Below are 25,033 nucleotides of genomic sequence, written 5' to 3' on the forward strand. Positions count from 1 at the left end.
CTGGCGCTTGAGGCTCAGCCCACGCTTACACGCAGACGGCATCTACCTGGACCACCAGGCGACCGACCGTCCCAGGCCCGAGGCCGTCCAGGCTGTCATGCATTTCATGAGCGACCACTTCGGCAACGCCAACGCCGGCGCCAACGAAAGGGGCCGGCTTTCCAGGCACTACCTCAACCTGTTCCGCGAGACCGCCGCATCGCTGGTGGGCGGGCGCGCCGACACCCTGCTGTTTACCAGCGGCGCAACGGAGAGCAACAACCTCGTGATGTCGTCCGAAGGGCGGCGCCGGCACGCGCACCTGGCTGTCTCCGCGATAGAACACAAATGTGTGCTCGAAAGCGCCGAACGCGCCCGCCGGATGGGCGCCAGGGTCTCCATCCTGCCGGTCACGCCCGAAGGCGTCGTCGAGCTGGAGGCCGTGCGGCGCGCACTGGCCGACGGCGCGACTCTGGTCTCGGTCATGGCCACCAACAACGAGATCGGCACGCTCCAGCCCATCCGCGAAATCAGCGCGCTCTGCCAAAGCGCCGGCGCACGGTTTCACACCGATGCGGCCCAGGCCATCGGGAAAATCGCCATCGACTTTGCCACGCTGGGCGCCGACTACCTGACCTTCACGGCCCACAAGTTCGGCGGGCCCCAGGGCATTGGCGGGCTGATGTGCGCAGGCGAGGCCTTTGAGCGGCTGGAGCCGCTGCTGGTCGGCGGCGGCCAGGAACAAGGCCTGCGCGCCGGCACCACCCCGCTGGCGCTGTGCGCAGGCCTGGCCGCAGCCGCGCTGGTCCTGGGCGAAACCATGGACGAGGAAATCAGCAGGATGCGCCGGCTGCGCGACCGGTTGGCCGGGGCGCTCAGGCAGCTGGGCCCTTTCTTCACCAACAGCCGCGCTGCCGGCACGCTGTGCAACAACCTCAACGGCGGCTTTATGGGCATCCCCGCGCTGATGCTGATGCGCCGGGCGCCGGAGCTGCATTTTTCTGCGGGCTCCGCCTGCACCGGCAGCGGCGGCAGCCATGTCCTCAAAGCCATCGGGCTGCCCCGGGACAAAATTGACGCCAGCTTCCGCCTGAGCGTCGGCTGGGCCACCACCGACGACGACATCGACCAGGCTATCGCGTCCTTTGAGCGGGTGCTCAAGACCTTTTCCCGCCACTAGCCGCTAGCCGCTAGCCGCCAGGCCGGCGCCCTGGGCTCCCGTCAAATTCAGAGCCAAATCGGGCTCTGGCCCATACAGTACATTGGCCTTTAGCTATCAAAAATATAGCGAAATGCCGATTTTTCGCGATTTTCCAGCCCCGACAAACCGGGCCGAATCACGTCATTACCCGCGTTTACATCCCGGACACCCCAAAGGCTGAACCAAATGCCGGCCGCCGCAGTCATACTGAAAAGCAAGGGTTTCTACGTATTAGCCTCGCGCTATCCGAGTCATTGAACCTATTGTTTAGCACTCTCTCTAACAGAGTGCTAATATTTAGCACTAGAGAAAAGGAGTTCTGCAGTGTCATATGCTCTTTCCCCCCAATCGCTGACGGCTGCCGTCGCCGCACCCCAAGCCGGCGCCGTGGCAGCCGTCAACCCTTGGTCGCTGGTTCCGCCACTCGGTAACCTGGACGCGTACATTTCCGCCGTGAATCGCCTTCCCATGCTCACTTTGGAGCAGGAGCAGGAATTTGCCAAAAACCTCAAGGAAAACAACGACCTTGATTCAGCCGGTAAGTTAGTGCTCTCTCACTTGCGCCTGGTCGTGTCGATTTCGCGCAAATACCTGGGTTATGGCCTGCCCCACGGCGACCTGATCCAGGAAGGCAACATCGGCCTGATGAAGGCGGTCAAACGCTTCGACCCGGACCAGAATGTGCGCCTGGTGAGCTACGCCATGCACTGGATCAAGGCCGAGATCCATGAGTACATCCTGAAAAACTGGCGTATGGTCAAGGTCGCCACGACCAAGGCCCAGCGCAAGCTGTTTTTCAACCTGCGCTCGATGAAGCAGGGTTTCAAGGACGACGCCGATGTGGCGACGCACCGCGACACGCTGACTGAAGGCCAGATCGATTCCATGGCGAAGACGCTGAACGTCAAGCGCGAGGAAGTCATTGAGATGGAGCAGCGCATGTCGGGCGGTGACGTGCTGCTGGACCCGAGCCCGAGCGACGACGGCGAAGACGCCTTCGGCCCGATCGCCTACCTGGCCGACGCCACGCAGGAGCCGACCGCGCTGATGGAATCGCGCCAGCGCGACAACCTGGCCTCCGACGGCATTACCGCCGCGCTGGAAGACCTGGACCCGCGCTCGCGCCGCATCGTGGAAGAGCGCTGGCTCAAGGTGAACGACGACGGTTCAGGCGGCATGACGCTGCATGACCTGGCGGCCGAATACAAGGTGAGCGCCGAGCGCATCCGCCAAATCGAAGTGGCGGCCATGAAAAAAATGAAGAAGGTGCTGGCGGCTTACGCGTAAAGCGCTTTCAGGCAGGAAGCCTTCTTCACGAAGCCCGCACCGTCAAACGTGCGGGCTTTTTTGTGGGCGCGTTTTGCGTGACAGCACTTTCGGCGCTACGGACAGGCCTGCAGCGTGATTTGCTGCACTAAATTGCAGTTGCGCGCGCGCACCAATGCAAATTAAAAAACGCATTTGGTTACGCCTGGTCGCACAATGAATTTGTGCTGATCTTCAACGCGCTTTCAGGCCAGTTCAGGCGTGTTCAGCGGTTCATGCGCTCGCTCCTCCCCGCGGGTTGCGTCCGGGGGATGTTGGCGGCGTACCTGCTGGGAGTGGCCATGCCGGGGTGGACTCAACACAGCGCCGACGCCCGGCTGCCGGTGCTGCAGCTCAACGCACCCGACGGCCAGATCGAGCTGGCCGAACACAGCCAGTACTGGGTCGACACCACCGGCCGGGCGGTTGCCGAGCAGGTGGAGGCCTGGGAGTACGACCTTCCCTTTGCCATGCGCCCGGCAGGCCACACCGTCCTGCTGGACGGTCAGGTGCTGTGGATACGCTTTAACGCGATGCAGCCGGATCTGCAGCAGCGCTGGTCGCTGGAAGTCAGCAGCGCCGGCGTCGACGCCGTGAGCCTGCATTACCGCGACGCCGTCGGCAACTGGGTCGAGCAAAAAGCCGGTGACAGGATGCCGGTGAACCGCTGGCCGCGCCCCGACCGCTTTCCGGTCTTTGACCTGGACACCGAGCAGACGCGGCCTGTCACGTATTTCATCCGCGTCGAGCATGCGCGCACGCCGTTTTCAGCGCCCATCTTTATCTACAGCCACCCGGCTCTGCTGGCGCAGCGCATGCAGGAGCAATTCCTGCTGGGCGCCTACTTCGGCCTGGCGGTGCTGATGGCGCTGGTGGCCGCCGCGTATGCCGTGGCGTTCAGTGACCGGAGTTTTGCAGCCTACGCCGTCTACATCGCCGCACTGGCGGCGGCGCAGGCCGGCCTGCTGGGCATAGGCGGGCAATACCTCTGGCCCGACTTTGCGGGGTGGAACGACCTGTCGTCATTTTTGCTGCCGGTGCTGGCGGCCTGCAGCGGCATCTGGTTTTCACGCGTGGTGACGCGGCCGCGGCAGTTCTCGGCCGTGCTGGACTGGCTGTCGATGAAACTGATGATCGCGCTGGCGGTGGCGGCGGCGGTGGATGCGTTCTTTCCGACGCGCGCGAGTTTTATCGCGATCACGGCGCTCATCGTCGTGGCGATGGCGGTTGTCTGCGTGATGGTGTTCATCGCGTGGCAACGTGGCGACGCCACCATGCGCTGGATCGCGCTGGGGTTTGTGCCGGTCATCGTGACGGCGCCGTTTCCCATCCTGCGCAACCTGGGGCTGATTCCCGTCAGCTTTCTCACGCAATACGGGCTGACGCTGGGCGCCGCGCTGGAAACGCCCTTGCTTTTTTACGGCCTGCTGCGGCGCGCCGCGCAGCGCCGCGAAGCCCGCGCGCGCGCCGCGGCGCTGACGCAAACCGAGCCGCTGACAGGCCTGACCAACCTGCACACCTTTGAAGAGCGGCTGCACGATGCGCTGCTGCGGTCCAACCGCTACAAGCACCGCTCGGCGCTGCTGATGGTGGACCTGTCCAACCACGGCTGGTTTGCCAAGGAGCACGGCCGGCAGATCGCCGACTACGCGCTGGTGCTGACAGGCTCCTGCCTGCGCAAGCTGGCGCGCGACATCGACATCGCGGCGCGTGTGGGCGACAGTGAATTTGCGTTGTTGATCGAAGGCCCGGTGACCGCGGCGCAAGCCGTGGCGGCGGCCACGCAGCTGGTGGCGCGGGCGTTGCAGCCTTCGGATTTGCTGCCGGTGGGCTCGCACCTGAAGCTGCATGTGGCGATCGCGCTGGTGCCTGATGCGAGTTGCAGCCGGCACCTGGACGCCAGCGAACACCTGCACTACCTGCTGGGCTCGCTGCGGGAGATGCCGCCCAACACACGCAAGTCCATCAAGACGGTGAACTTCTGATGGGTGCAGGCGCGCGCGCCTGCGCTGCGATCAGGAGTTCTTCAGCAGCAGGCGGATGTCGGAGGCCAGCGATTCGGCGCCGCTGCCATAGCGGTTGTACAGGCGCACGCGGCCCTGGCCGTCATAGATATAGCTGCCGGCGGAATGGTCCATGGTGTAGCTGCCGGGCGTCTTGCCGTCGACCTTCTTGTAGTACACCTTGAAGTCCTTGGCCACCTCGGGCAACTGGGCCATGGTGGGGCGCAGCGCGAGAAAGGCCGGATCGAAATTGCCCATGTAGGCCTTGAGCAGCTCGGGCGTGTCGCGCTCCGGGTCGACCGTGATGAAGATCGCCTGCAGTTTGTCGCCGTCGGCGCCCAGTAGTTTTTTGACTTCGGCCAACTCGGCCATGGAGGTCGGGCATACGTCAGGACACTGCGTGAAGCCGAAGAACACCACGACCACCTTGCCGGCAAAGTCTTTCAGTGTGCGCACCTGGCCGTTGTGGTCGGCCAGGGTAAAACCTTGCGCGTAGTCGGCGCCGGTGAGGTCTATGCTTTTGAACTGGGGTTTGTCGGGTGCGCAACCGGATAAGAAGCCAAAAGTGGCTGCAGCCATTGCCACTGCTGCACCTTTAGCTATACTTTTAATAGCAGACCGCCGGCCGGGAGAAGATGGAAGTGTTGCGCGAGATGTCATGAAGAAGGCCTAGACAAGGTAGTGGTCAAGCAGCAGCGCCGCGAACAGCACCGAGAGATGAATCAGCGAGAAGCGGAAGGTCTTGCGCGCCAGCACATCGGAGTAATTGCGCCAAAGGCGAAAGCCGTACCAGCTGAAGCCGATGCTGAGCGCGACAGCGGCCACCAGGTAAAGCCAGCCGCTCATCTTGAAGATGAAGGGCATGAGGCAGGCGGGGAACAGCACCAGCGTGTAGAGAAACACCTGCAGGCGCGTGAACTCGTTGCCGTGCGTGACGGGCAGCATGGGCAGGCCGGACTTGCGGTAGTCTTCAACGCGGTACAGCGCCAGCGCCCAGAAGTGCGGCGGCGTCCAGAGGAAGATGATCAGGAAAAGGATGAGCGCCTCGGGCCCGACTGAGCCCGTCATGGCGGCCCAGCCCAGCACCGGCGGCATGGCGCCCGAAGCGCCGCCGATCACGATGTTCTGCGGCGTCATCGGTTTGAGGATCACGGTGTAGACCACCGCGTAGCCGATGAAGGTGGCAAAGGTCAGCCACATGGTGAGCGGGTTGACCCATACATACAAAATCCACGAGCCCAGCGCGCACAGCGCGGCCGAAAACGCCAGCGTGAGCGGGTTGCTGAGCTCGCCCTTGGCCGTGGGGCGCCAGGCGGTGCGGCGCATGCGGGCGTCGATCTGCTGCTCGACCAGGCAGTTGAAAGCCGCAGCGGCGCCGGCCACCAGCCAGATGCCGGCGCAGGCAATCAGCGCAAGCCGCACGTCGGGCCAGGTCGGCACGCCGGGAACGGCCAGCACCATGCCGATGAGCGCGCAGAACACGATGAGCTGCACCACGCGCGGCTTGGTCAGCGCATAGAACTGCGCGAACTTCGACGGAACGTGGGGCGCGGCGGAAGCCGGGGCGGCGGACGGGGTGCTGGGATTCATGGGGAATGGGTAGTCAATTTTGACGCATGTGCTGCAAGGGCCTGGCCGCGGCTGGAAAAGACCACGCCGCTGAGCACGATCACCAGCGCCGCAGCCCCGCCCGTGTGGGTGACCGCAGCAATCAGGGGCCAGCCCAGCACGGCGTTGCTGATGCCGGTGACAGCCTGCAGCAGGATGAGCCCCGCCAGCCAGCGCGCGGACGCGCGGAACGCGGGCACGCGGTGCAGGCACAAAGCCAGCATCAGGAACACGGCAAACACGAGGTAAGCCATCAGGCGGTGAACATAGTGAATGGCGGTGAGCGCCTCGAAGCTGATGTTGGCGCCGTCATGGCCCGCACCCAGCTCGCGCCACAGCGTGAAGCCCTGGTTGAAGTCCATGGCCGGCCAGAGCGAGCCCTGGCAAGCCGGAAAGTCGGTGCAGGCCAGCACGGCATAGTTGGTGCTGACCCAGCCGCCCAGCGCAATCTGGATCCAGAGCAAAGCGAAGGCCGCGATCACGGCCAGGCGCAGGCCGGCGGAAAGCAGCGTTGCACTGGCGCCCTGCGCCTGCGCATACCGCGCAGCCTGCGCACGCAACAGCGCCAGCAGCACGAGGCCGCCCAACAGGTGCATCGTGACGATGGCGGGGAACAATTTCATGGTGACGGTGAGCGCGCCGAATGCGCCTTGCAGGCAGACCCACGCAAGCGTGACCGCAGGCCACCAGAACGAGACCGGTGTACGTTTGCGCTCCAGCCAGCTGGTGATTGCGAGCGTGAGGATCAGCACACCCACACCCGTTGCCAGGTAGCGGTGGATCATTTCAATCCAGGCTTTGGAATGTGTGACCGGCCCTGTCGGCATGGCGGTTTGCGCGGCCTCAATGTGCATTTGCGCGCCCACCGGGCTGGCGCTGCCATAGCAGCCGGGCCAGTCAGGGCAGCCCAGGCCGGAGTCGGTCAAACGGGTGAAGGCGCCGAAGATCACCAGGTCAAAGGTGAGAAAGAGCGTGACCAGCGTCAGCACCCGCAAGCGCTGCGCCACCGGCGCGTTCTTGTTGTGCACCCACACCCAGGCCAATGGCCCCAGCGCCACCACCAGGCCCATGATCATCAGGCGCAGGGCGGGGCTCAGGTCGTAGAGGTTTTGCGCGGCCATGATTAGAACAAGCGGCAGCCCAAACTGCCCCGAAGATATTCAGCCAAGCAGGAGCCGCGGAACCGGCTTTGCCGGGCCGCAGGCGGGGCGGCCCCCTCGGGGGGCAGGGAGCTACACGCAGTGAGCGACCGTGGGGGCTTCATTACCTGCCTTCCTTGTCCCAGCTGTTCGAGGCGCGTAAAAGGCGCTCCAAATCGCGCTTGGCTTTGGCGGCGGCGGCGGCATCCATGTCGGCCGGGAAACGCATCATCCAGTTGCCGATCGGGTCGACGACGTAAAGATGGTCTTCGAGGCGCTTGCCGGCGGCGGGCTCCAGCCACTGCGCCAGCGCGGCGGGCGCCACGCGCAGAACGGCCGACGAAGCCAGTGCGGGAAGCAGGGCGTCGCGCACCGGCGCTTCATCCACCACCAGCCAGACGCGGTCCAGGCGTTCTTTTTCCTTGCCCAGCGACTCGCGCAGCTGGCGCTGGAAATACAGGTTCTGCTCGCATTTCGCATCGCAGGCGCCGCCCGACACGCTGACCAGCAACCATTGGTCTTTCAACGCCATCAGGGTCCCGGCCTTGCCATCGAGTGCGCGCGTCGCCAGCGGCGGCAGCGGCCGCTGCGGATCGATCAACTCGCCGAAATTGCGGCGGCCTTCGGGCCGGATCACGTAATAGGTGAAGTACGACGCGATCACCGGCGCGGCGCATACCAGCAGCACAGCCAGCATCTTCCAGCGGCCGGCGACGGTGCTGGGCGCGCGCGTGCTGGTCTGGTCGAGTACGGGCATGGCATGCACCGTAAGGCCCAGGGGCTGATCTTGCGCGGCAGGCGTGGCGGCGCGGCTTGAAGAGGTGTCAGGCGTATCGTTTGTCACGGCAGTTGTCACGGCTTTTGTGGGCCGTGTGTTTGATTACGTAAATGGGCGCGAAGAGGAAGCAGCAGCTGAAACCAGCCATACAGAATGATCACCAGGCCACAAAGCCCGAACCACTGGAAGGCATAACCGTAATGTTTGTCCACGCCCAGATTGGGCGCGGCCCATTCACGCAGCAAACCCTGGCTGGCCGCGCCGGTCTGAAGCAGCGAGACCTCCAGCAGGGGCAAGCCGGTTTCCTTGCGGAAAGCGGGCAAGTCGAGATTTTGCCGTATCCGGCCACCCTCAAGACCTGCGAACTCATAGAGCCTTGAAGGCGGCGGGGCAATGCGGCCTTCCACCGTGACGCTGCCCGCAGGCGTTGAGACATCGGGCAGGCGTGTGCGGTCGGCAAAATTGCGCGGCACCCAGCCGCGCTGCACCAGGATGGCCTGCGGCGTGCCTTCAAGCCGCAGCGGCGTCACCACCACAAAGCCCGTCTTGCCGCTCATAGGCCGGTTGTCGAGGTAGACCGTGTGCTCCGCCAGCCAGGTGCCCTTGAGCGTGGCGGGGCGGTGGATGTCTTCCGTGATGTTTGGGGCCGCCAGCAGCGAGCGCGCATCCAGCGTGGGGAGCCGGCCTTTGGCGTCGACGGCTGCCTGCAGCGCTTCTTTTTGCGCGGCGCGGCGCAGCTGCCACTGCCCCAGGGAAAAAGTCGTGCCGGCCACCAGCAGTGCGGCCACCGTGAGTATCCAGAAGCGCGGGGAGTGCAAAGCGCGTGTCATGAGCCGATAATCCTGTTCATGACGTACCTCATCGCATTGGCATTTATCGCCATCTTCGCCAGCCTGGCTTCAGCGCTTTTTTTCATGCTCAAGGGCGGCCAGGGCAACGAAGAAGGCAGCAAACGCAAAACCGGCAACATGGCGCGCGCACTGGCGTTCCGTATCGGGTTTTCGGTCTTGCTGTTTGTCTGCATTCTGATCGCGTGGAAGCTCGGTTACATCCAGCCCACCGGCATCCCGGCTGGCAAATAAGCGCCACTCTCGTGACGAAAAAATAACAAAGGCCGCATCAAGCGGCCTTTGATTGAGCGGCCGTAGCCGCAGTTGGTTCCCTTACAACCAGTACACCAGGATGTACAGGCCCAGCCACACCACGTCCACAAAGTGCCAGTACCAGGCGGCGCCTTCAAAGCCGAAATGCTTTTCAGGGGTGAAGTGGCCCTTTTGCAGGCGCAGGGTGATGAACAGCAGCATCAGCATGCCGACGAAAACGTGAAAACCGTGGAAACCCGTGAGCAGGAAGAAGGTCGAGCCATACACGCCGGACGACAGCTTGAGGTTCATCTCGGTGTAGGCATGGAAGTACTCATAGCCCTGCACGTAGAGGAAAATCACGCCGAGTGCGACGGTCGCCCACATGAAGGCAATGGTCCGGGCGCGCTTGCCTTCGATCAAGGCATGGTGGGCGATGGTGATGGTGACACCGGAGGTGAGCAGCAGCGCCGTGTTGACGGTGGGCAAAGAGCCCATGATGCTGGCCCAGATGCCGCCGCCGATTGCCAGCGGCTTCATGGCCGTGAAGGGCTCGATGATGTCTGCGGGAGACGTCGTGGCGCCCGCCACGATGGTAGGCCAGGCGGCCTTGAAGTCAGGCCAGAGCAGCGCGTTTTCCAGGCTGCCCAGCGTTGGCAGGGAGTGCGAACGCGCCCACCACAGTGCGGTGAAGAAGGCGCCGAAGAACATCACTTCCGAGAAAATGAACCAGCTCATGCTCCAGCGGAAAGACAAATCGATCTTGCGCCCGTACATGCCGCCTTCGCTTTCGGCGATGGACTGGCTGAACCAGCGGAACAGCGTGACCAGCCACCACACCATGCCGAAGGCCAGCGACCACATGCCCCAGTGGGCGCCGTTGATCCATTGGCTGGCGCCGAGGATGACAAAAAACAGGCCGATAGACGCCATCACCGGATGGCTCGATGGGCTGGGGACAAAGTAATGGGGGGTTGACCCGTGGACTGCTGATGACATCGCTCGACTCCTGTTTTTCTCTCGAATTTCCAATAATCTTTAACTCAACCGTGAGGTGCTGCGGGATGCGGCCTTCAGCCCGCAACCATCCACTTCGCCAGCAACACCAGGGTTGCGACAAACACCACCACGGCAATCAGCCCGACCACGATGATGTGGAGGGGGTTCAAGCTTTTCACGTCTTCTTCGTAGTCGCCGCGCGCGCGCAGGCCCACAAAAGACCAGGCCACGGCCTTGACCGTGCGCCAGAAGGAAGGTTTGGCGGGCGTTGCGGCCATGCTCATGCACCTGCCTGTTTTTCAGGGGGTACGGCGGCCGTCGTCGCCTTGGGCGTGACGGGCGCGGCCGGCGTTTTGCCACCGACCTCAAAGAAGGTGTAGGACAGTGTGATCGTGCTCACGTCTTTCGACAATTTGGGGTCGATCACGAAGGCCACGGGCCACTGCTTTTTCTCGCCGGGCGCCAGGGTGTACTGGCTGAAGCAAAAGCATTCAAGCTTGTTGAAATGTGCGCCCGCCTGTGCCGGTGCATAGCTGGGAATGGCCTGGGCGGACATGGTCCGGTCCTGCACGTTCTGGAATTCGTACATCACCGTGGCCAGCTCGCCCGGGTGAACCTGCAGCGTGTTCTGGGCGGGCTTGAAATGCCAGGGTCCGCGCGAGTTCGCATCAAACTCCACCGTGATGGTGCGCGTGCGGTCTACCTGCGTGTTGGCGGGGAGGGTCGCCGTGGCGCCCGGAATGCGCTGGTCGCCGAGGGCCAGCACGTTGATGCCGGTCATCTCGCAAATCGCCTTGTAGATGGGCACCAGCGCATAACCGAAGCAGAACATGCCGAGCACGATCACGGCCAGCTTGCCCATCATGTTGAAGTTTTCGCGCTTGAGCCGCATCACGTTGGTACCGGTTTTACCTGGGGTCGCTGGGGCCGGCTCAGCGGGCCAGGAAAATCATCTTGGCCATGAAGCCGGCGAAGAAGACGAGCGCTACCGACGCGAGTATCAGCGCCAGCTTCAGGTTGCTTTTCTTTTGCTCGGGTGTCATGTGTCGTTACCGGTTCTGCTCAATCAGCCGATCACGCGGGTTGCCGAAGCATCCAGCTTGGGCGGCGTTTCGTAGGTGTGGAAAGGCGCGGGAGACGGAACTTCCCACTCAAGGCCTTCGGCGCCCTTGCCGCCTTCGTCCACCCAGGGGTTCTGCTTGGCAGGTGCGCCCTTGCCGCGCATCGTTGGCACCACAATGAACAGGAAGAAATAGAGCTGGGCAAAACCGAAGAAGAACGCGCCCACGCTGGCCACGGCGTTGAAATCGGCGAATTGCATGGGGTAGTCGGCATAGCGGCGCGGCATGCCGGCCAGGCCCAGGAAGTGCATCGGGAAGAAGGTCACGTTGAAGGAAATCAGCGACCACCAGAAGTGGATCTTGCCGCGGGTTTCGTTGTACATCACGCCGGTCCATTTGGGCGACCAGTAGTAGTAGCCGGCAAACAGGGCGTAGAGCGAACCGGCCACCAGAACGTAGTGGAAGTGCGCCACCACATAGTAGGTGTCCTGCAGTTGCGTATCGATCGGTGCGACCGAGAGGATCACGCCCGTCAGGCCGCCGATGGTGAACACGAAGATGAAGCCCACCGCAAACAGCATGGGGGTCTCAAAGGTCATGGAGCCGCGCCACATCGTGGCGATCCAGTTGAACACCTTCACGCCCGTAGGCACGGCGATCAGCATGGTGGAATACATGAAGAACAGCTGGCCGGTGACCGGCATGCCGGTGGTGAACATGTGGTGAGCCCACACCACAAAGCTCAGGATGGCGATGGAGCCGGTGGCGTACACCATGGAGGCGTAACCGAACAGGCGCTTGCGCGAGAAGGCGGGAATGATCTGGCTGATGATGCCGAAGGCCGGCAAGATCATGATGTAAACCTCGGGGTGGCCGAAGAACCAGAAGATGTGCTGGTACATCACCGGGTCGCCGCCGCCGGCGGGGTTGAAGAAGCTGGTGCCGAAGTGGCGGTCCGTCAGCGTCATGGTGATGGCGCCGGCCAGCACGGGCATGACGGCGATCAGCAGGTAGGCGGTGATCAGCCAGGTCCAGCAGAACATCGGCATCTTCATCAGCGTCATGCCGGGGGCGCGCATGTTGAGGATGGTGACGATGATGTTGATCGAGCCCATGATGGACGAAGCGCCCAGGATGTGCATCGCAAAAATACCGGCGTCCATGGACGGGCCCATTTGCAGCGTGAGCGGCGCGTAGAGCGTCCAGCCCGCAGCAGGGGCGCCGCCGGGCATGAAGAAGGAACCGACCAGCATGGCGCCGGCAGGGATCATCAGCCAGAAGCTGAAGTTGTTCATGCGGGCGAAGGCCATGTCGGCCGCGCCGATCTGCAGCGGGATCATCCAGTTCGCGAAACCCACAAACGCCGGCATGATGGCGCCGAACACCATGATCAGGCCGTGCATGGTGGTGAGCTGGTTGAAGAGCTCCGGGTTGACCAGTTGCAGGCCGGGCTGGAACAGCTCGGCGCGGATCAGCAAGGCCAGCACGCCGCCGAACATCAGCATGAAGAAACTGAACAGCAGGTAAAGCGTTCCGATGTCTTTATGGTTGGTCGCGAACACCCAGCGGCGCCAGCCCGTCGGGGCATGGTCGTGGTGGTCATCATGCGCGTGGTCGTGATGGTCTAGAACTGCACTCATCTTGGCTTCCTTTGGTGGCTTTGGCCTGTAGCTTTATCTTGGCGGCCGGCACGTCTCGTGCCGGCGAATTCGGTCGTGGGCGGACTGTGCTTACTTGCGTGCAGCCTGAACTTCGGCGGGCTGAACGATCTGTCCGGTCTGGTTGGACCAGTTGTTCTTGGTGTAGCTGGCAACGGCCGCGAGGTCGGTATCGCTCAGTGCCTTCCACGAGGGCATCGCACCACCGGCAGCGCCGTTCAGCAAAATCATGATCTGTTTCTTGTGGTCGGCATCCAGCACGATGGCCGAACCGTCGAGTGGCTTGATCGGGCCGGCGCCCTTGCCGTTGGCCTGGTGGCAGGCGGCGCAATTGGCGGCATAGACTTTTTCGCCGCGGGCCTTCAGGTCGACCAGCGTCCAGACCTTGGAAGGATCATCCGCCTTGGCGGCAGCCTCCTTGACCTTCAGGGCCACCCAGGCGGTGTAGTCGGCGGCGGACACCACTTTCACGTGGATGGGCATGTAGGCATGCTCCTTGCCGCAAAGCTCCTGGCACTGGCCGTAGAAATCGCCGACCTGTTCGGCACGGAACCAGGTGTCGCGCACAAAACCGGGGATCGCATCCTGCTTGATGCCGAAGGCCGGCACGGCGAAGGCGTGGATCACGTCGTTGGCGGTGGTGATGATGCGGATTTTCTTGTTGACGGGAACAACCATCGGGTTGTCGACCTTCAGCAGGTAGTTGTCGGGGGCTTCGCCAGCTTTCGGGCCGCCGTTGTCGGACATTTCGCGGTGCGTGTTGTCAAGCGTGGAGACAAAACCGATGCCTTCGCCTTCACCCTTGATGTAGTCGTAGCCCCATTTCCACTGGATGCCGGTGGCTTTGATGGTGAGGTCGGCGGCGGTGGTGTCCTTCTGGGCGACCAGCACCTTGGTGGCCGGCAGGGCCATGGCGATCACGATGAGGAAGGGAACGACGGTCCAGGCGATTTCGACGGCGGTGGATTCGTGGAAGTTGGCGGATTTGTGGCCCACCGACTTGCGGTGCTTCAGGATGGAATAAAACATCACCCCGAACACGGCCACGAAGATCACGAGGCAAATCGCCATCATGAACCAGTGCAGCCATTGCTGCTCTTCGGCGATCTTGGTGACGGCGGGGTGCAGATTCAGCTGATTGACGGCGGGGCCGCCTTTCAGGTCATTGACGGCGTAAGCGGCGGTGCTGACCCAGGCGGCCGCAGATACCAGAATTGCGCCTGCGTGCTGCATGCCAAGCCGTGTCATTTTGCTCATGGTGTTGCTTACGTTCATCGTGATCACTTTTTCTGCTTCAATTACCGACGTTACCGACCAAATTAACCTGCTGATTATAAAGTTAGCGGCGAGGCGTCCCGCCGCCCCTGAACTGACGCGAGACTTTCAGGGCCCCCTCAGCCGCCGCGCAGCGCCATGCGGAGCTCGCGGGCCAGCGCCGGGCGGAGCTCCGGCCGCACATGGCGCCCTACCCGCACCGACCGGCCCTGGCCGGACACTTCAATCAAGGAACCGTCTTCTGCCCTGGGCTCAATCCTCACCCATTCGCGATTGAATTCAGCACGCTCCGTGCGCCCTGCCGTCTCCAGTTCCACCACCAGTTGCCCGCCTTCGAGGACGATTTTTTCACCGTCTCCCGCATGCCGGGCGTACACCACAAAGGCCGCTCCCACCGCCACCAGCTCGATCCAGGCAAAGGGCATCACCATGGTGGCGCCCTGTACCCAGAAAAATGCCGCAATGCCCAGCGAGACGCCGCACAGCGACACATACAACCACCCCAGCTGTGCCGGTGTGAGTGAGCAGTGACGCTTGAGAAGCCACAGCACAGCATCATGGCTGTGAGCGCCCTGCGCGGGCATGGTGGCAAAACGAAACGCTGGTATTGGCTGCAGCATGTGGCAACCCTCAAAAAAACTGCGGTCAATGCCGGGCATTGGCCGCATGAGGCTTGGGAACATACCCAAAATTCAGCTTTGAATTGTAGCCGGGTTTACCTTGGCGGCCCCCTGAAAAGCCCCCTTGAAGGGTGATTGCCGCATGCGGATGAGCGCCCGCGCAACACATGTTCGTCAGGCAGGCGGCCGCTGGCCTTGAAGCATGCTGCGCATGTCGTCCACCGACACGGCGCTGAGCGCACTGACCTTGATTTTGGGCGGCGCCTTCAGCGCGTGCCCGTAGATGACTTCGAAAGTGAGCGACAGCCTTCCGTCATCGCCCTTGATGAGGTGGCGGGCCAGCGCATCTTCGAGTTTTGCCTTCCAGGCCCTGCCGCGCAACGCGGGAAAGCGCGCCGGGTGGAAATTGCGGCCCAGCTCCGCCAGGTCCTGCAAGAGCCGCGCCGGCGTGGTGTAGGTCAGGGTGATGCGTTCCATGTCCATCACCGGCTCGGCAAAGCCGGTTTGCACCAGCATGTCGCCCCAGTCGTGCATGTCGGTCAGCTCGTGGCTCGCGGGCGGCCAGCCGAGTTGCGCATACACCTCGCGCAGCTCTTTGGCCGTGTCGGGGCCCAGGGATGAAAACATCACAAAGCCGTTGACCTTGAGCGCCTGGTGCCACTGCGCCAGCAGGGCCTGCGGGTCGGCCGACTCATGCAGCGCCATGTTGGCCCACAGCATGTCGGCGCTGCCGGGCGCAGGCGCCTCAAAGCGCACGGCAGGCGCCGTCCACCGGCCGGGGTACCACCAGGGCTTTACTATCTTTTTGATAGCAGCCTGCCTACGCTGCGCCTGGGCTTCAAGCACAAAACATGTTGAATCGGGATAAAGGCCGGTGAGCCGCGCATGCGCCTGCAGCCCCCCGCGCAGCGCGCCCCAATGAATCCATGAGGCGGGCTGCAGTTTGATCCACTGCAGCCGGTCCATCATGCGGCGCGCCACTTCTTCATGAAGCCAGGGCGACGACAGCGGTGCGGTGCGCTCCCAGCGGCTCACGGCAAGCGGGTCTAGCGTGGGCGGGCGCTGGTGGGGAGTGGTCATGAAAGAAGACGGTGCGGTTCGCTGAAAAGTACGGGGAGCACTAAAAAGTACGCGAGTATATTGACACGGTGTTCACACGCCTGCTTGCGCCCGCCGCATTACCGTCCCGCCTGCCCGGCCTTCTTGCCCGCCTTCGCCCGGAATTTTCCAGCGAATGCGCCGTCTGCCGCAGCTGGCCCGCGCATCCGGTGTGCGGGCCTTGCGTGGCCCGTTTCGCCTCGCCTGCGCCACGCTGCGGCCGTTGTGCCCTCGCCCTGCCCGCCGATCTGTCGATGGGCCTGCGGACGGGCCCGCCGCTGTGCGGCGCCTGCGCCGTCCAGCCGCCGCCGCTGGACTGCGCCGTCGCCGGCGTCGACTACGCCTACCCGTGGTCTACCTTGATTGCGGGCTATAAATTCGGCGGCCAACACGGCTGGGCCGGCTTTTTTGCCGGCCTGCTGCTCCAGTCGCCCGGCGCCGCCCAGGTGTTTGCCGACCTGCGCCCGCAGGACTGGGTGCTGCCCATGCCCCTGGCCACGCATCGCCTGCAGACGCGGGGCTTCAACCAGGCTTGGGAGCTCTGCGCCGAGCTGGCGCGGCAAACGCGCACGCAGGCCCGAACCGACGCGGGGCTGCTGCTGCGCGTGCGGCACACCCGCCCGCAAAGCCAGCTCAAGCGCAAGGAGCGGCTGGCCAATGTGAAAGGCGTCTTCCAGGTCGATCCGCTGCGCGCGGCGCAGCTGCAGGGCCGGCGCATCGTCCTGGTCGACGACGTGATGACCAGCGGCGCTTCTATCTATACAGCGGCTCAGGTTTTGCGGGAGGCGGGCGCTGCGCACGTCACGGCCGTCATCCTCGCCAGAACAGCCCCCGCCTAGAATGCCGGCTCCGCCTTACCGCTCTGCGCATGTTCAATATCGTCCTCGTCGAACCCGAAATCCCGCCCAACACCGGCAACGTCATCCGGCTGGCGGCCAACACCGGCTGCCGTCTGCACCTGGTGGAGCCGCTGGGCTTTTCGATGGACGACAAACACATGCGGCGCGCCGGCCTGGACTATCACGAATACGCAAAGGTGTTGCGGCACGCCAGCTGGCAAGCGTTTCTGGAAAGTGAGCAACCACCCCCGGAGCGGCTTTTTGCCATGACCACGCATGGCTCGGGCAGTGTCTACGCCATGCGCTTCCAGCCTGGCGACTGGCTGGTGTTTGGCGCCGAAACCCGCGGCCTGGCGCCGGAGCTGCGCGAATCCTTCGCGCCCGGCCAGCGCCTGAGGGTGCCCATGCAGGCCGGCCAACGCAGCCTCAACCTCTCCAACACCGTGGCCGTCACGGTGTTTGAAGCCTGGCGGCAAAACGGTTTCAGCGGCGCAACACCTTCCTGACCTCTGTCGGGCATCCGTTGGATTCCCCTTGCCAGAATCTAGGTGAAAACCCTATAATTCGATACTTCAAGCCTAAAGCTTCAGGTCTGTGGATGCCGATACCCCGGCCGCTTTCCACTTTCCTACCTTCCGCCCTTCCCGCGTATCCCTTTCCATAGTCCCAGTTCACAAGACTGGCAGGAGTCTTCGTGAACATGGTTATCCAGCGCCTCTTCGGCATCAAAGCACCCGCTTTCTCCGACTCGGGCCGCGCCACGGCCAGCCGTTTGCCCCTTGAGCAGATCCGGGAAAGCCTGCAGGCCCTGCTGCACGACTGCAAGGACATGCGCTCGCAGCGCGTCCTCTACAAAATCAATGTGGCGCACACGCCTTCGGAGTTGTGGCTGCTGCGCAGCGACCTGCACCAGTGCATCGCCCAGACCCACACCCAGGCCGAAGCGGCCGAGCGCATCAACAGCCTGATCGAGGTTTTTGAGGGCTGGCTGCCGGCCGGCCAGCTCACGCGCATCTAAACCTGCGCGCCTGGCCCCTTCAGGTCAACTCAGGGGTAGCGCCGCACCAGCGATTCGGCCACGCACACCGGTTTGGCCGAGCCCTCGCGCTCTACCGTCACTTCCCAGCTCATCTGCATCCCGTCACCGGCGATCGCCTCCACCGCCAGCAATTTCATGCGCCCGCGCAGGCGGCTGCCCACCGGCACCGGCGCCGTGAAGCGCACCTTGTTCAGCCCGTAGTTCACGCCCATGCGCGAGCCGGTGATCTCAAAGGACGATTCAAAGAAGCGCGGCAGCAGCGACAGCGTCAAAAAGCCATGCGCGATCGGCCCGCCAAACGGCCCGGCGTTTGCCTTTTCGACATCCACATGGATCCATTGGTGGTCGCCTGTGGCCTCGGCAAACAGGTTGACTTGTTGCTGGGAGATGGTGATCCAGTCGCTGACGGCGACTTCCTGCCCGGTGCAGGCGGCCAGGTCGGCCAGGGTGGCAAAGGTTTTCATGGCGCCACTGTAGCGGCACACCCCCGCCGGGCTTGTCGGCTCAGCGACAAGACCTTGCAGCGCTCAGCGGTCCAGCCACTTGCAGATGCCCTGCCACTGCTCCATGTCTTTTTCGACCCGGCTGGGCGCCACGTCAAACACCGTCAGGCCGCGGGCCGCCAGGTGGATGTAGTTTTGCGTGTCGCGCAGGTAGCCCAGCACCGGCAGGCCCAGGCCTTCGACGAAACCGCGCAGCTTGTCGGCGGCAATCGTGCGTGAATCCACGCGCATCCCGACAATGCCGACCTGCATCTTGCCGGCATGCTTGTGCTCGGCCAGCTGGTCCAAAAAGGTGCGGGTGGCAAAGATATCAAAGACGCTGGGCTGCAGCGGCACGATGACCTTGTCGGCCAGCTTCAGCACGTCGTTAAAGCGCCAGCCGTGCAGGCCGCCGGGCGTGTCGAGCACCACGTGGGTCGTGCCCTTGGGCGGTTTGACGATGAGGTCGGCGTTCACATCCCAGGTGGCGATGGGGCGGGCGGCCGGCGGGCGCAGGCCCAGCCACAGCCGTGAGGACTGCTGCCGGTCGGCGTCTCCCAGCATGACCGAATGGCCCTGGCTGGCGAAGTAGCCGGCAACATTGGTGGCCAGCGTCGTCTTGCCGACGCCCCCCTTCGGATTGGCGATCACAACCACGGGCATGCGAATCTCCTCATTGTTCAGGGGAAGGCCCTGATCTTGCTCTTGCTTTTCCGCTATGGTAACGGCATGGACACCCTTCTCACAACCACTCATAAGACCACAGACGATACGGCAAACCCTGACATTTATGTCATTGCCGCCCATCCAGCGTGGCGCGAATCGCGGGTCAACCGGCCCCTGATGGAGGCGGCGAAGGCCTTGCCGCGCGTGCTGGTGCAAGACCTTTACTCCAGCTACCCCGACTACGCCATCGACGTGCCCCGGGAGCAGGCCGCCATGGAGCGCGCCGGGCTGGTGGTGCTGGTGCACCCCATCCAGTGGTACTCGATGCCGCCGCTGCAAAAGCTCTGGCTGGACGATGTGCTCACCTACGGCTGGGCTTACGGCGAGGGAGACGGCAACGAAGAAGCCGGCAAGGGCCGGGCCCTGGAGGGCAAGGACCTGTGGCTGGTGGCCACCACCGGCGGGCCCGAAGAGTCTTACCACCCGCAGGGCTACAACCGCTATTTTTTTGACGCCTTTTTGCCGCCTTACGAGCAGACGGCGGCCCTGTGCGGCATGCGCTTTTTGCCGCCGCTGGTGCTGCACGGCGCCCATACCGTGGACCGCCAGACTGTTGTGAGCCACGTCGAAACCTTCCGGCAGCGCCTGCAGACTTACCCCGACTGGCCCGAGCTGGAAGACCTGGAGCAATGCGCCGCCTGCGTGGTGCCGATGCGAGACAGGTCTGTGGCGTCGCCTGAAGACACCGCCGGCGCCAATGCCGCGAGGGCTTCGTGATGGAACATGCGCCTGCCTGGCTGACCAACAGCCTTATCTATCTGGCCGCGGCAGTCATCGCCGTGCCCCTGGCCAAAAAACTCGGCCTCGGCTCCATCATCGGCTACCTCGCCGCCGGCATCGCCATCGGCCCCTGGGGCCTGGGCCTGGTCACCAATGTGCAGGACATTCTTCACTTTGCCGAATTCGGCGTGGTGCTGATGCTATTTCTCGTCGGCCTGGAGCTCGAACCCAAGCGGCTGTGGAATTTGCGCCGGCCCATCTTCGGCTGGGGCAGCGCGCAGGTGCTGGGCTGCGCGATTTTGCTGACCGGCGTGGCCATGGTGTTCGGCGTGAGCTGGCAAATCGCGCTGGTAGCCGGCCTGGGCCTGGCGCTGTCGTCCACCGCGATTGCGCTGCAGGCCATCGGTGAGCGCCACCTGATGCCCACGTCCAGCGGCCAGGCCGGGTTTTCCATCCTGCTGTTCCAGGACGTGGCGGCCATCCCGATTCTGGCCCTGCTGCCACTGCTGGGCGCCATGTCTGGGTCAAATGAGGCTGCAGCCCACACCAATACTGGGCTTGAAGCTCTCAAAATCGTAGCAGCCATCGCCGCCATCATCCTCGGCGGGCGCCTGTTGCTGCGCCCGCTGCTGCGCTGGATCGCCAACAGCGGCACGCCCGAAATCTTCACGGCCGCCTCGCTGCTGCTGGTGGTGAGCATCGCGGCGCTGATGCAGTTCGTGGGCCTGTCGATGGCGCTGGGCGCCTTTCTGGCCGGCGTGCTGCTGGCTGAAAGCGAATACCGGCGCGAGCTCGAAACCGACATCGAGCCCTTCAAGGGCCTGCTGCTGGGCCTCTTTTTTATCGCCGTGGGCATGAGCATCGACTTCGGTGTGCTGCTGAAGTCGCCCGGCCTGATGGCCGCCATTTTGTTCGGTTTCCTGGGGCTCAAGCTGGTGGTGATTTACGGCCTGGCCTGGCTCATGAAGCTGCCCTTCCAGGAGCGCCCGGTGTTCGCGGTGCTGCTGGCGCAGGGCGGCGAGTTCGCCTTCGTCGTCTTCCAGGCCGCCGCCGGCGCCAAAGTCTTTTCTGCGGAAACCGCCTCGTTGCTGATAGGCGCGGTGGCGCTGTCCATGCTGCTCAGCCCGCTGTTGCTGGTGGCCGTCGACAAGATTTTGCTGCCGCGCTGGGCCGACTGCGACACGCCGCAGCTCGAGGAAATCTCCGAGCAGCAGCAGGCGCCCATCATCATTGCCGGCTTCGGCCGCTACGGCCAGATCATCGGCCGCATGCTGCTGGCCCAGGGCATCCCGGCCACGGTGCTGGACCACGACGCCGAGATGGTGGAGACCGTGCGCGCCTTCGGCTACCGCGTGTTTTACGGCGACGCGACCCGGCTGGACCTGCTGCGCACCGCCGGCGCCGCGACCGCCAAAATCCTGGTGCTGTCGGTCGACGACATGGAGCAGTCGCTCAAGATCGTGGACCTGGCGCGCGAGCATTTTCCGCAAATGGAAATCGTTGCCCGCGCACGCGACGTGACGCACTGGAATGCGCTGCGCGACCGCGGTGTGATGCGGGTGGAACGCGAGGTGTTCGAGTCCAGCCTGCGCAGCGCCCGCACGGTGCTGGAACTGCTGGGCCAGCCCCCGCACGAAGCTCGCCAGGCCGCCATGCGCTTTCGCCAGCACAACCTGGACCTGTTCGAGCGCATGTACCCGCACCGCAAGGACCGCACCAAAGTCATCGCCGTGGCCACGCAAGGGCGCTTGCAGCTTGAGGAGCAACTGGCCCAGGAACGCCAGCAGCAAGCCCAGCGCCGGCCGACCGGCTGGCATGACTAGGATTTAAGCAAAAAGAGGCTGCAGCCATCTCCAGTATTGGACAGTTAGCTATATTTTTTATAGCACCCTTGCTGCCCTGGCGATGATCCCGCCGGCGATGGACTTACCGGCTGAACTGCTCGGCTTCGCGCCGCCGCTGTTCCATCGCGCGGCGTTCGACGCACACCGGGTGGTTGGTGAACACCGGCCTGGCGCATTGCTCCTGCAGGCAGATCTGCATGCCGATCAGCATCCGCCCTTCGCAGGCCTGCCGCGGGCCTGCGGGGGCAGCAGCCGCTGCCGGCGCGGCGGCGTGTTCGGCCGCTGCCGCGGCGGCAGGCGCTGCGGTGTTGCCCTTGGTTTGCGCACCCTGTTTGGCCAGGCGCTCTTTCTCGAGGGCGGCTTTGCGGTTGGCGACGACAAGCGCTGCGGCCGCTTTAGAGGCAGGCGACAGCGGCGCAGCTGCCTGTGAAGCCGCCGGCGCGGCCGGCTGGGCTTGCGCAGCCTGCACAGCAGGCGCAGGAGCCGCAGGCGCAGCGGAAGGCGCCGCCGCGGTATCGGCAGCAGCTTCGGCCTGCAGGGCAGCCGGCGCTTGCGGCGCACCGGCGCCCCGCAATGCCTTGAAACCGAAGCCAATGCAGGCCAGCGCCACAACACCCGCCACGCCCCACATCACAAAACGCGGCGCGGGGGTCTTTTCAGTTTTGGCGGCCTTTTCGGTCTTGGCGGTTTTTTCCGCGCTGGTGCCGGTCTTGGCCGAACTGTCGGGCCGGGCATTTTTTGCCGCTGCGGCGTCCGCTACCTTCACCGGCCTGGCGGCCTTGGCTGATTTGTCCGATTTGTCTGCCCTGGCAGACCTGCCCACCGTGCCATCGGCTACCGCGGCCGCCACTGCGGCGGGTTTGGCGGCGGCGGGTTTAGCCTCAGGCTCGGCGGGCATGAGGGCAGCATCGGAAAAAACGGTTTCCGGCCATTCGGAGGCTTCGTCGGCGGCGGCGGGTTTCGGTTCGGGTTTCGGCTCCGGCTTCACCGCCACGGCAGGCAAAGGCGCACCCAGTCGCGTGGCGTCCGGGTCGTCTGCGGCGGGCACCGGCGGCACGTAAGGCGCCACAGGCGCTTGCGCCGCGGCGGCTTCAAGCGCTTTCCAGGCGTCGTCGGCCGTCGTCCCAGTGGTACCGGTGGTGCCGCCGGCTGCGGGCGCCTGGCTTGCCGGGCGCGGCACGACCAGCGTCCCCGTGCCCAGGCGCGACCCGATGTCGGAATCTTCCCCGCCGGAGGCACCCATTTTTTTCAGGCGCCGGCGGGCCAGGTCGGCATAAATGCCGGAGGGAAACTTGGCCAGAAAACCCTGGATGTCTTCCACATCCATGGATTCCTTGATGTCTTTCCAGTAGACGAGCTCGAGCTCTTGCGTCACGACCGAGATGTTGGCGCTGGTGCCCGAAGGCTGGTCCACCAGCGCTTCACCGGCCAGCATGGTGGACGTCCAGGTCGAGTTGCTGCCCGGCCCGGGTTTGACGGCCGGCGGCAGCACGGTGGTGTCGGAGGCTTCGCGCGCCGCGGCCTGCAGCGCCGCGAGGAAGTCCTGTGCGCTGGCGTAGCGCTGGTCGCGCGATTTGGCCAGCGCCCGGGCCACCACCGCGTCGATCGCGGGCGGCAGCTTGGGGTTGAACGAGCTGGGCGCGGCGGGCGTGTGGCCGACGATCTGCTGGATGGTGGCGAAATCGGTGTCGCCGTCAAACGGCCGCTTGCCGGTGAGCAGCTGGTACAGCACGATGCCGGCGGCAAACAGGTCGGCGCGGGCGTCGATCGGGCGGCCCTGCACCTGCTCGGGCGACATGTATTTGAGCGTGCCCACCATTGAGCCCTGCGTGCGGGTGGCCTCGCCCGAATCCTGGATGCGCGCCACGCCGAAGTCGGTCAGCTTGACGCGGCCGGTGGTCTCGATCAGCAGGTTGGCCGGCTTGATGTCGCGGTGCACGATGCTCTGGCGGTGCGCGTAATCGAGCGCCGAGAGCAGGTCGCCCATGATGCCCAGCGTTTGCTCCAGCGTATAGAGATCGCCCTTGTCGAGGTGGTGCTTGAGGTCGTCGCCGGCGATGAATTCCATGACCAGGAAAGCGATGTCGCCGTCGCGGTCGGAGTCGTACACGCTGACGATGTGCGGGTGCTGCAGGCGCGCCGCCGAGCGGGCCTCGGTGCGAAAGCGCACCTCGTATTCGGCCGCTGCCTCTTCCGACAGGTTCTCCACCTTGATGGTCTTGATCGCCACGCGCCGGTCGAGGTTGGGATCGCGCCCCTCGTACACCAGCCCCATCGCGCCCTTGCCGAGCACGCGGATGAGATCGTATCGGCCAAGCTTCTTGAGACTCATGGGGAGATGGAATTGGGCGAAATGGGCAGGATGGGCGAAAGGGGCAGGAAAGGCGGGATGGCCTGCGGGCCGTGCGGGGAGCCCGGCTACGTCTTGAAACAAAAAACGATTCTAGCTTGCAACGCCGGAGGGCAAAACCCGTGAAAGCCGTTACTTTTTCCGGTGCGCGGCCGCTGCTGCGGCCTGCCCGGCGGCCCCGCCGTCAGTTGCTGATGGAAAACGCGATCAGCGGCGCGTTGTCGTCGGCGCGGTCGCAGCCCGGCACGATGTGGCCGCTGCCGACCAGGTAGCACTCGGTGCGGCGCAGCACCACAGCTTCGCTCTGGTTGCCCAGGTAGACCCAGGTGCCGTAGCTGGAGGCGTCGGTCAGCACAAAATGCCCGCCGCGCCATTCCAGCGTGGCGTGCATGCGCGACACGCGCGGGTCGTTCAGCGTGAGGGCGGCGTCGGCCGCGCGGCCCAGCGCGAGCTTGCTGCTCTTGGCGTCCAGCCGCACGGTCTGGCCCGAGAACGTGAGCTCCAGGAAAGCCTGGCTGGGCGAGGCAAACATGGAGCGCCCGGCCATGGTGGCGTCTTCATCGCGGCCGGCCAGCCATTCGACCCGGTACACATGGCTGGCGCCGGCCCGGCCCCGCAGGTACATGGGGCCCATGCTGCGCAGCGAATTTTTTTGTGCCGGCAACAACGCGGCCCAGACGTTTTCGGTGGTGAGGATTTGCGCCGCGCCGGCCAGGTCTGCCAGGCGGGCGGCGGAATTGACGGTGTCGCCGAAGCAGTCGCCGTCGATCTCGACGACTTCGCCCGACTCGATGCCCATCTGCATCTGCACCGGCGCGCCGGTGCCGCCGGGCTTGATGGGGTTGTCCTGGAGGCGTTTCTGGATGCTGATACACGCCGAGAGCGCATCGCCCTCGTTGGGAAAGACCACAAAGAGGCCGTCGCCCAGCAGCTTGACGACCCGGCCCTGGTGCTGCTCGAAGACCTGGCTGAGCACGCCGATGAGCTGCGTCACAAAACGCGACGCGGTCTCATCGCCCAGCCGTTCAAACATGCTGGTGCTGCCCACAAGATCGGCGAAAACAACGGTGGTCATGAAAGGGAGGTCAACCGCGTTGTAAGCATATTGTTCTCATGCCCACAATTCTCACAGAAATTCGCAAAACGAAGGCGGGTAGAAATCCGGGTGCCGGCCCAATCCCGGGCCGGCCATGGGGCCGTGCTGGACGGCGCCGGCAATTCCCGTTA

The 25,033-nt window shown here is 64.2% G+C and carries 26 protein-coding genes; 9 read left to right on the plus strand and 17 right to left on the minus strand.

The features are described from left to right. Window positions 1-7: 7 nt before the first annotated feature. From DT070_RS02190 to DT070_RS02200, 3 genes are all read left to right on the plus strand, one after another. Entirely contained in the window at window positions 8-1,159 is a 1,152-nt protein-coding gene (locus DT070_RS02190; protein ID WP_122953937.1) for a cysteine desulfurase family protein, read from the plus strand. A gap of 372 nt (window positions 1,160-1,531) precedes the next feature. Continuing rightward, window positions 1,532-2,467 carry an RNA polymerase sigma factor RpoH gene (rpoH, locus tag DT070_RS02195; protein ID WP_122957203.1) on the plus strand — a complete coding sequence of 312 codons (936 nt, stop codon included), beginning with the start codon at window positions 1,532-1,534 and terminating at the stop codon, window positions 2,465-2,467. 320 nt (window positions 2,468-2,787) lie between these two features. Continuing rightward, on the plus strand, window positions 2,788-4,470 hold the full coding sequence (locus tag DT070_RS02200) for a 7TM diverse intracellular signaling domain-containing protein (RefSeq protein WP_164483704.1): 1,683 nt from the start codon (window positions 2,788-2,790) through the stop codon (window positions 4,468-4,470). Between the two features lie 30 nt (window positions 4,471-4,500). Here DT070_RS02200 and DT070_RS02205 read toward each other — a convergent pair whose 3' ends face one another. From DT070_RS02205 to DT070_RS02225, 5 genes are all read right to left on the minus strand, one after another. After that, complete coding sequence (locus DT070_RS02205) at window positions 4,501-5,067, minus strand: SCO family protein (RefSeq protein ID WP_228778599.1); 567 nt, start codon at window positions 5,065-5,067, stop codon at window positions 4,501-4,503. 90 nt (window positions 5,068-5,157) lie between these two features. Then, window positions 5,158-6,078, minus strand: coding sequence for a heme o synthase (cyoE, locus tag DT070_RS02210; protein WP_122953940.1), 921 nt, complete (start codon window positions 6,076-6,078; stop codon window positions 5,158-5,160). After that, window positions 6,075-7,217, minus strand: coding sequence for a heme A synthase (locus DT070_RS02215; protein WP_122953941.1), 1,143 nt, complete (start codon window positions 7,215-7,217; stop codon window positions 6,075-6,077). The genes cyoE and DT070_RS02215 overlap by 4 nt, the downstream gene beginning before the upstream one ends. Window positions 7,218-7,359: 142 nt before the next feature. Continuing rightward, entirely contained in the window at window positions 7,360-7,992 is a 633-nt protein-coding gene (locus DT070_RS02220) for a hypothetical protein (RefSeq protein ID WP_122957204.1), read from the minus strand. A gap of 95 nt (window positions 7,993-8,087) precedes the next feature. After that, window positions 8,088-8,843, minus strand: a complete 756-nt coding sequence (locus DT070_RS02225; protein WP_122953942.1) for an SURF1 family protein — start codon at window positions 8,841-8,843, stop codon at window positions 8,088-8,090. An 18-nt stretch (window positions 8,844-8,861) separates the two neighbouring features. Between DT070_RS02225 and DT070_RS02230 the strand changes: the two genes are divergently transcribed. Further along, on the plus strand, window positions 8,862-9,095 hold the full coding sequence (locus DT070_RS02230) for a twin transmembrane helix small protein (RefSeq protein WP_122953943.1): 234 nt from the start codon (window positions 8,862-8,864) through the stop codon (window positions 9,093-9,095). Between the two features lie 81 nt (window positions 9,096-9,176). Here DT070_RS02230 and DT070_RS02235 read toward each other — a convergent pair whose 3' ends face one another. The 8 genes from DT070_RS02235 to DT070_RS02265 form a co-directional block, all read right to left on the minus strand. Further along, complete coding sequence (locus DT070_RS02235) at window positions 9,177-10,094, minus strand: cytochrome c oxidase subunit 3 (RefSeq protein ID WP_122953944.1); 918 nt, start codon at window positions 10,092-10,094, stop codon at window positions 9,177-9,179. 74 nt (window positions 10,095-10,168) lie between these two features. Continuing rightward, a complete protein-coding gene (locus DT070_RS02240) occupies window positions 10,169-10,378 on the minus strand; it encodes a DUF2970 domain-containing protein (protein WP_122953945.1) in 210 nt (69 codons plus the stop codon). After that, window positions 10,375-10,986 (minus strand): cytochrome c oxidase assembly protein, encoded by a 612-nt coding sequence (locus DT070_RS02245; RefSeq protein ID WP_122953946.1) that lies wholly within the window; start codon window positions 10,984-10,986, stop codon window positions 10,375-10,377. The genes DT070_RS02240 and DT070_RS02245 overlap by 4 nt, the downstream gene beginning before the upstream one ends. Before the next feature lie 40 nt (window positions 10,987-11,026). Further along, window positions 11,027-11,137 (minus strand): cytochrome oxidase small assembly protein, encoded by a 111-nt coding sequence (locus DT070_RS21530; protein WP_228778598.1) that lies wholly within the window; start codon window positions 11,135-11,137, stop codon window positions 11,027-11,029. A gap of 23 nt (window positions 11,138-11,160) precedes the next feature. Then, window positions 11,161-12,795: a cytochrome c oxidase subunit I gene (gene ctaD, locus DT070_RS02250; protein WP_122953947.1), complete on the minus strand. Its 1,635-nt coding sequence runs from the start codon at window positions 12,793-12,795 to the stop codon at window positions 11,161-11,163. Between the two features lie 90 nt (window positions 12,796-12,885). After that, window positions 12,886-14,061, minus strand: coding sequence for a cytochrome c oxidase subunit II (coxB, locus tag DT070_RS02255; protein WP_122957205.1), 1,176 nt, complete (start codon window positions 14,059-14,061; stop codon window positions 12,886-12,888). Between the two features lie 146 nt (window positions 14,062-14,207). Continuing rightward, window positions 14,208-14,708: a DUF2244 domain-containing protein gene (locus DT070_RS02260; RefSeq protein WP_369973912.1), complete on the minus strand. Its 501-nt coding sequence runs from the start codon at window positions 14,706-14,708 to the stop codon at window positions 14,208-14,210. A 174-nt stretch (window positions 14,709-14,882) separates the two neighbouring features. Further along, the gene (locus DT070_RS02265; protein ID WP_122953948.1) at window positions 14,883-15,788 is read right to left on the minus strand and encodes a biotin synthase; all 906 of its coding nucleotides are present in this window, start codon (window positions 15,786-15,788) and stop codon (window positions 14,883-14,885) included. A gap of 68 nt (window positions 15,789-15,856) precedes the next feature. Here DT070_RS02265 and DT070_RS02270 point away from each other — a divergent pair, with 68 nt between their 5' ends. From DT070_RS02270 to DT070_RS02280, 3 genes are all read left to right on the plus strand, one after another. Next, the gene (locus DT070_RS02270) at window positions 15,857-16,645 is read left to right on the plus strand and encodes a ComF family protein (RefSeq protein WP_228778597.1); all 789 of its coding nucleotides are present in this window, start codon (window positions 15,857-15,859) and stop codon (window positions 16,643-16,645) included. Window positions 16,646-16,674: 29 nt separating this feature from the next. Further along, window positions 16,675-17,151: a tRNA (uridine(34)/cytosine(34)/5-carboxymethylaminomethyluridine(34)-2'-O)-methyltransferase TrmL gene (trmL, locus tag DT070_RS02275; protein WP_122953949.1), complete on the plus strand. Its 477-nt coding sequence runs from the start codon at window positions 16,675-16,677 to the stop codon at window positions 17,149-17,151. Between the two features lie 188 nt (window positions 17,152-17,339). After that, window positions 17,340-17,663, plus strand: coding sequence for a hypothetical protein (locus DT070_RS02280; RefSeq protein WP_153976295.1), 324 nt, complete (start codon window positions 17,340-17,342; stop codon window positions 17,661-17,663). Window positions 17,664-17,692: 29 nt separating this feature from the next. On the opposite strand, the gene DT070_RS02285 is transcribed toward DT070_RS02280, so the two are convergent. Both DT070_RS02285 and DT070_RS02290 read right to left on the minus strand, forming a co-directional pair. Beyond that, on the minus strand, window positions 17,693-18,148 hold the full coding sequence (locus DT070_RS02285) for a MaoC family dehydratase (RefSeq protein ID WP_122953951.1): 456 nt from the start codon (window positions 18,146-18,148) through the stop codon (window positions 17,693-17,695). 63 nt (window positions 18,149-18,211) lie between these two features. Next, entirely contained in the window at window positions 18,212-18,829 is a 618-nt protein-coding gene (locus DT070_RS02290; protein ID WP_122953952.1) for a ParA family protein, read from the minus strand. 66 nt (window positions 18,830-18,895) lie between these two features. Here DT070_RS02290 and DT070_RS02295 point away from each other — a divergent pair, with 66 nt between their 5' ends. Both DT070_RS02295 and kefC read left to right on the plus strand, forming a co-directional pair. After that, window positions 18,896-19,609 (plus strand): NAD(P)H-dependent oxidoreductase, encoded by a 714-nt coding sequence (locus DT070_RS02295; protein WP_122953953.1) that lies wholly within the window; start codon window positions 18,896-18,898, stop codon window positions 19,607-19,609. Continuing rightward, window positions 19,609-21,435, plus strand: coding sequence for a glutathione-regulated potassium-efflux system protein KefC (gene kefC / locus DT070_RS02300; protein ID WP_122953954.1), 1,827 nt, complete (start codon window positions 19,609-19,611; stop codon window positions 21,433-21,435). Before DT070_RS02295 ends, kefC begins: the two co-directional genes overlap by 1 nt. A 103-nt stretch (window positions 21,436-21,538) precedes the next feature. On the opposite strand, the gene DT070_RS02305 is transcribed toward kefC, so the two are convergent. Both DT070_RS02305 and DT070_RS02310 read right to left on the minus strand, forming a co-directional pair. Continuing rightward, the gene (locus tag DT070_RS02305; protein ID WP_122953955.1) at window positions 21,539-23,788 is read right to left on the minus strand and encodes a serine/threonine-protein kinase; all 2,250 of its coding nucleotides are present in this window, start codon (window positions 23,786-23,788) and stop codon (window positions 21,539-21,541) included. A gap of 202 nt (window positions 23,789-23,990) precedes the next feature. After that, the gene (locus DT070_RS02310) at window positions 23,991-24,881 is read right to left on the minus strand and encodes an adenylate/guanylate cyclase domain-containing protein (protein ID WP_122953956.1); all 891 of its coding nucleotides are present in this window, start codon (window positions 24,879-24,881) and stop codon (window positions 23,991-23,993) included. Window positions 24,882-25,033: the final 152 nt, after the last annotated feature.

The sequence above is a fragment of the Polaromonas sp. SP1 genome, from assembly GCF_003711205.1.
Taxonomy (GTDB): domain Bacteria; phylum Pseudomonadota; class Gammaproteobacteria; order Burkholderiales; family Burkholderiaceae_C; genus Polaromonas.

Excerpts from the sequence above, each read along its gene's own strand:
- DT070_RS02200 (WP_164483704.1), top strand. The coding sequence starts at position 2,788 with ATGCCGGGGTGGACTCAACACAGCGCCGACGCCCGGCTGCCGGTGCTG.
- DT070_RS02205 (WP_228778599.1), bottom strand. The coding sequence starts at position 5,067 with ATGGCTGCAGCCACTTTTGGCTTCTTATCCGGTTGCGCACCCGACAAA.
- cyoE (WP_122953940.1), bottom strand. The coding sequence starts at position 6,078 with ATGAATCCCAGCACCCCGTCCGCCGCCCCGGCTTCCGCCGCGCCCCAC.
- DT070_RS02215 (WP_122953941.1), bottom strand. The coding sequence starts at position 7,217 with ATGGCCGCGCAAAACCTCTACGACCTGAGCCCCGCCCTGCGCCTGATG.
- DT070_RS02220 (WP_122957204.1), bottom strand. The coding sequence starts at position 7,992 with ATGCCCGTACTCGACCAGACCAGCACGCGCGCGCCCAGCACCGTCGCC.
- DT070_RS02225 (WP_122953942.1), bottom strand. The coding sequence starts at position 8,843 with ATGACACGCGCTTTGCACTCCCCGCGCTTCTGGATACTCACGGTGGCC.
- DT070_RS02230 (WP_122953943.1), top strand. The coding sequence starts at position 8,862 with ATGACGTACCTCATCGCATTGGCATTTATCGCCATCTTCGCCAGCCTG.
- DT070_RS02235 (WP_122953944.1), bottom strand. The coding sequence starts at position 10,094 with ATGTCATCAGCAGTCCACGGGTCAACCCCCCATTACTTTGTCCCCAGC.
- DT070_RS02240 (WP_122953945.1), bottom strand. The coding sequence starts at position 10,378 with ATGAGCATGGCCGCAACGCCCGCCAAACCTTCCTTCTGGCGCACGGTC.
- DT070_RS02245 (WP_122953946.1), bottom strand. The coding sequence starts at position 10,986 with ATGCGGCTCAAGCGCGAAAACTTCAACATGATGGGCAAGCTGGCCGTG.
- DT070_RS21530 (WP_228778598.1), bottom strand. The coding sequence starts at position 11,137 with ATGACACCCGAGCAAAAGAAAAGCAACCTGAAGCTGGCGCTGATACTC.
- ctaD (WP_122953947.1), bottom strand. The coding sequence starts at position 12,795 with ATGAGTGCAGTTCTAGACCATCACGACCACGCGCATGATGACCACCAC.
- coxB (WP_122957205.1), bottom strand. The coding sequence starts at position 14,061 with ATGACACGGCTTGGCATGCAGCACGCAGGCGCAATTCTGGTATCTGCG.
- DT070_RS02260 (WP_369973912.1), bottom strand. The coding sequence starts at position 14,708 with ATGCTGCAGCCAATACCAGCGTTTCGTTTTGCCACCATGCCCGCGCAG.
- DT070_RS02265 (WP_122953948.1), bottom strand. The coding sequence starts at position 15,788 with ATGACCACTCCCCACCAGCGCCCGCCCACGCTAGACCCGCTTGCCGTG.
- trmL (WP_122953949.1), top strand. The coding sequence starts at position 16,675 with ATGTTCAATATCGTCCTCGTCGAACCCGAAATCCCGCCCAACACCGGC.
- DT070_RS02285 (WP_122953951.1), bottom strand. The coding sequence starts at position 18,148 with ATGAAAACCTTTGCCACCCTGGCCGACCTGGCCGCCTGCACCGGGCAG.
- DT070_RS02290 (WP_122953952.1), bottom strand. The coding sequence starts at position 18,829 with ATGCCCGTGGTTGTGATCGCCAATCCGAAGGGGGGCGTCGGCAAGACG.
- DT070_RS02295 (WP_122953953.1), top strand. The coding sequence starts at position 18,896 with ATGGACACCCTTCTCACAACCACTCATAAGACCACAGACGATACGGCA.
- kefC (WP_122953954.1), top strand. The coding sequence starts at position 19,609 with ATGGAACATGCGCCTGCCTGGCTGACCAACAGCCTTATCTATCTGGCC.
- DT070_RS02305 (WP_122953955.1), bottom strand. The coding sequence starts at position 23,788 with ATGAGTCTCAAGAAGCTTGGCCGATACGATCTCATCCGCGTGCTCGGC.
- DT070_RS02310 (WP_122953956.1), bottom strand. The coding sequence starts at position 24,881 with ATGACCACCGTTGTTTTCGCCGATCTTGTGGGCAGCACCAGCATGTTT.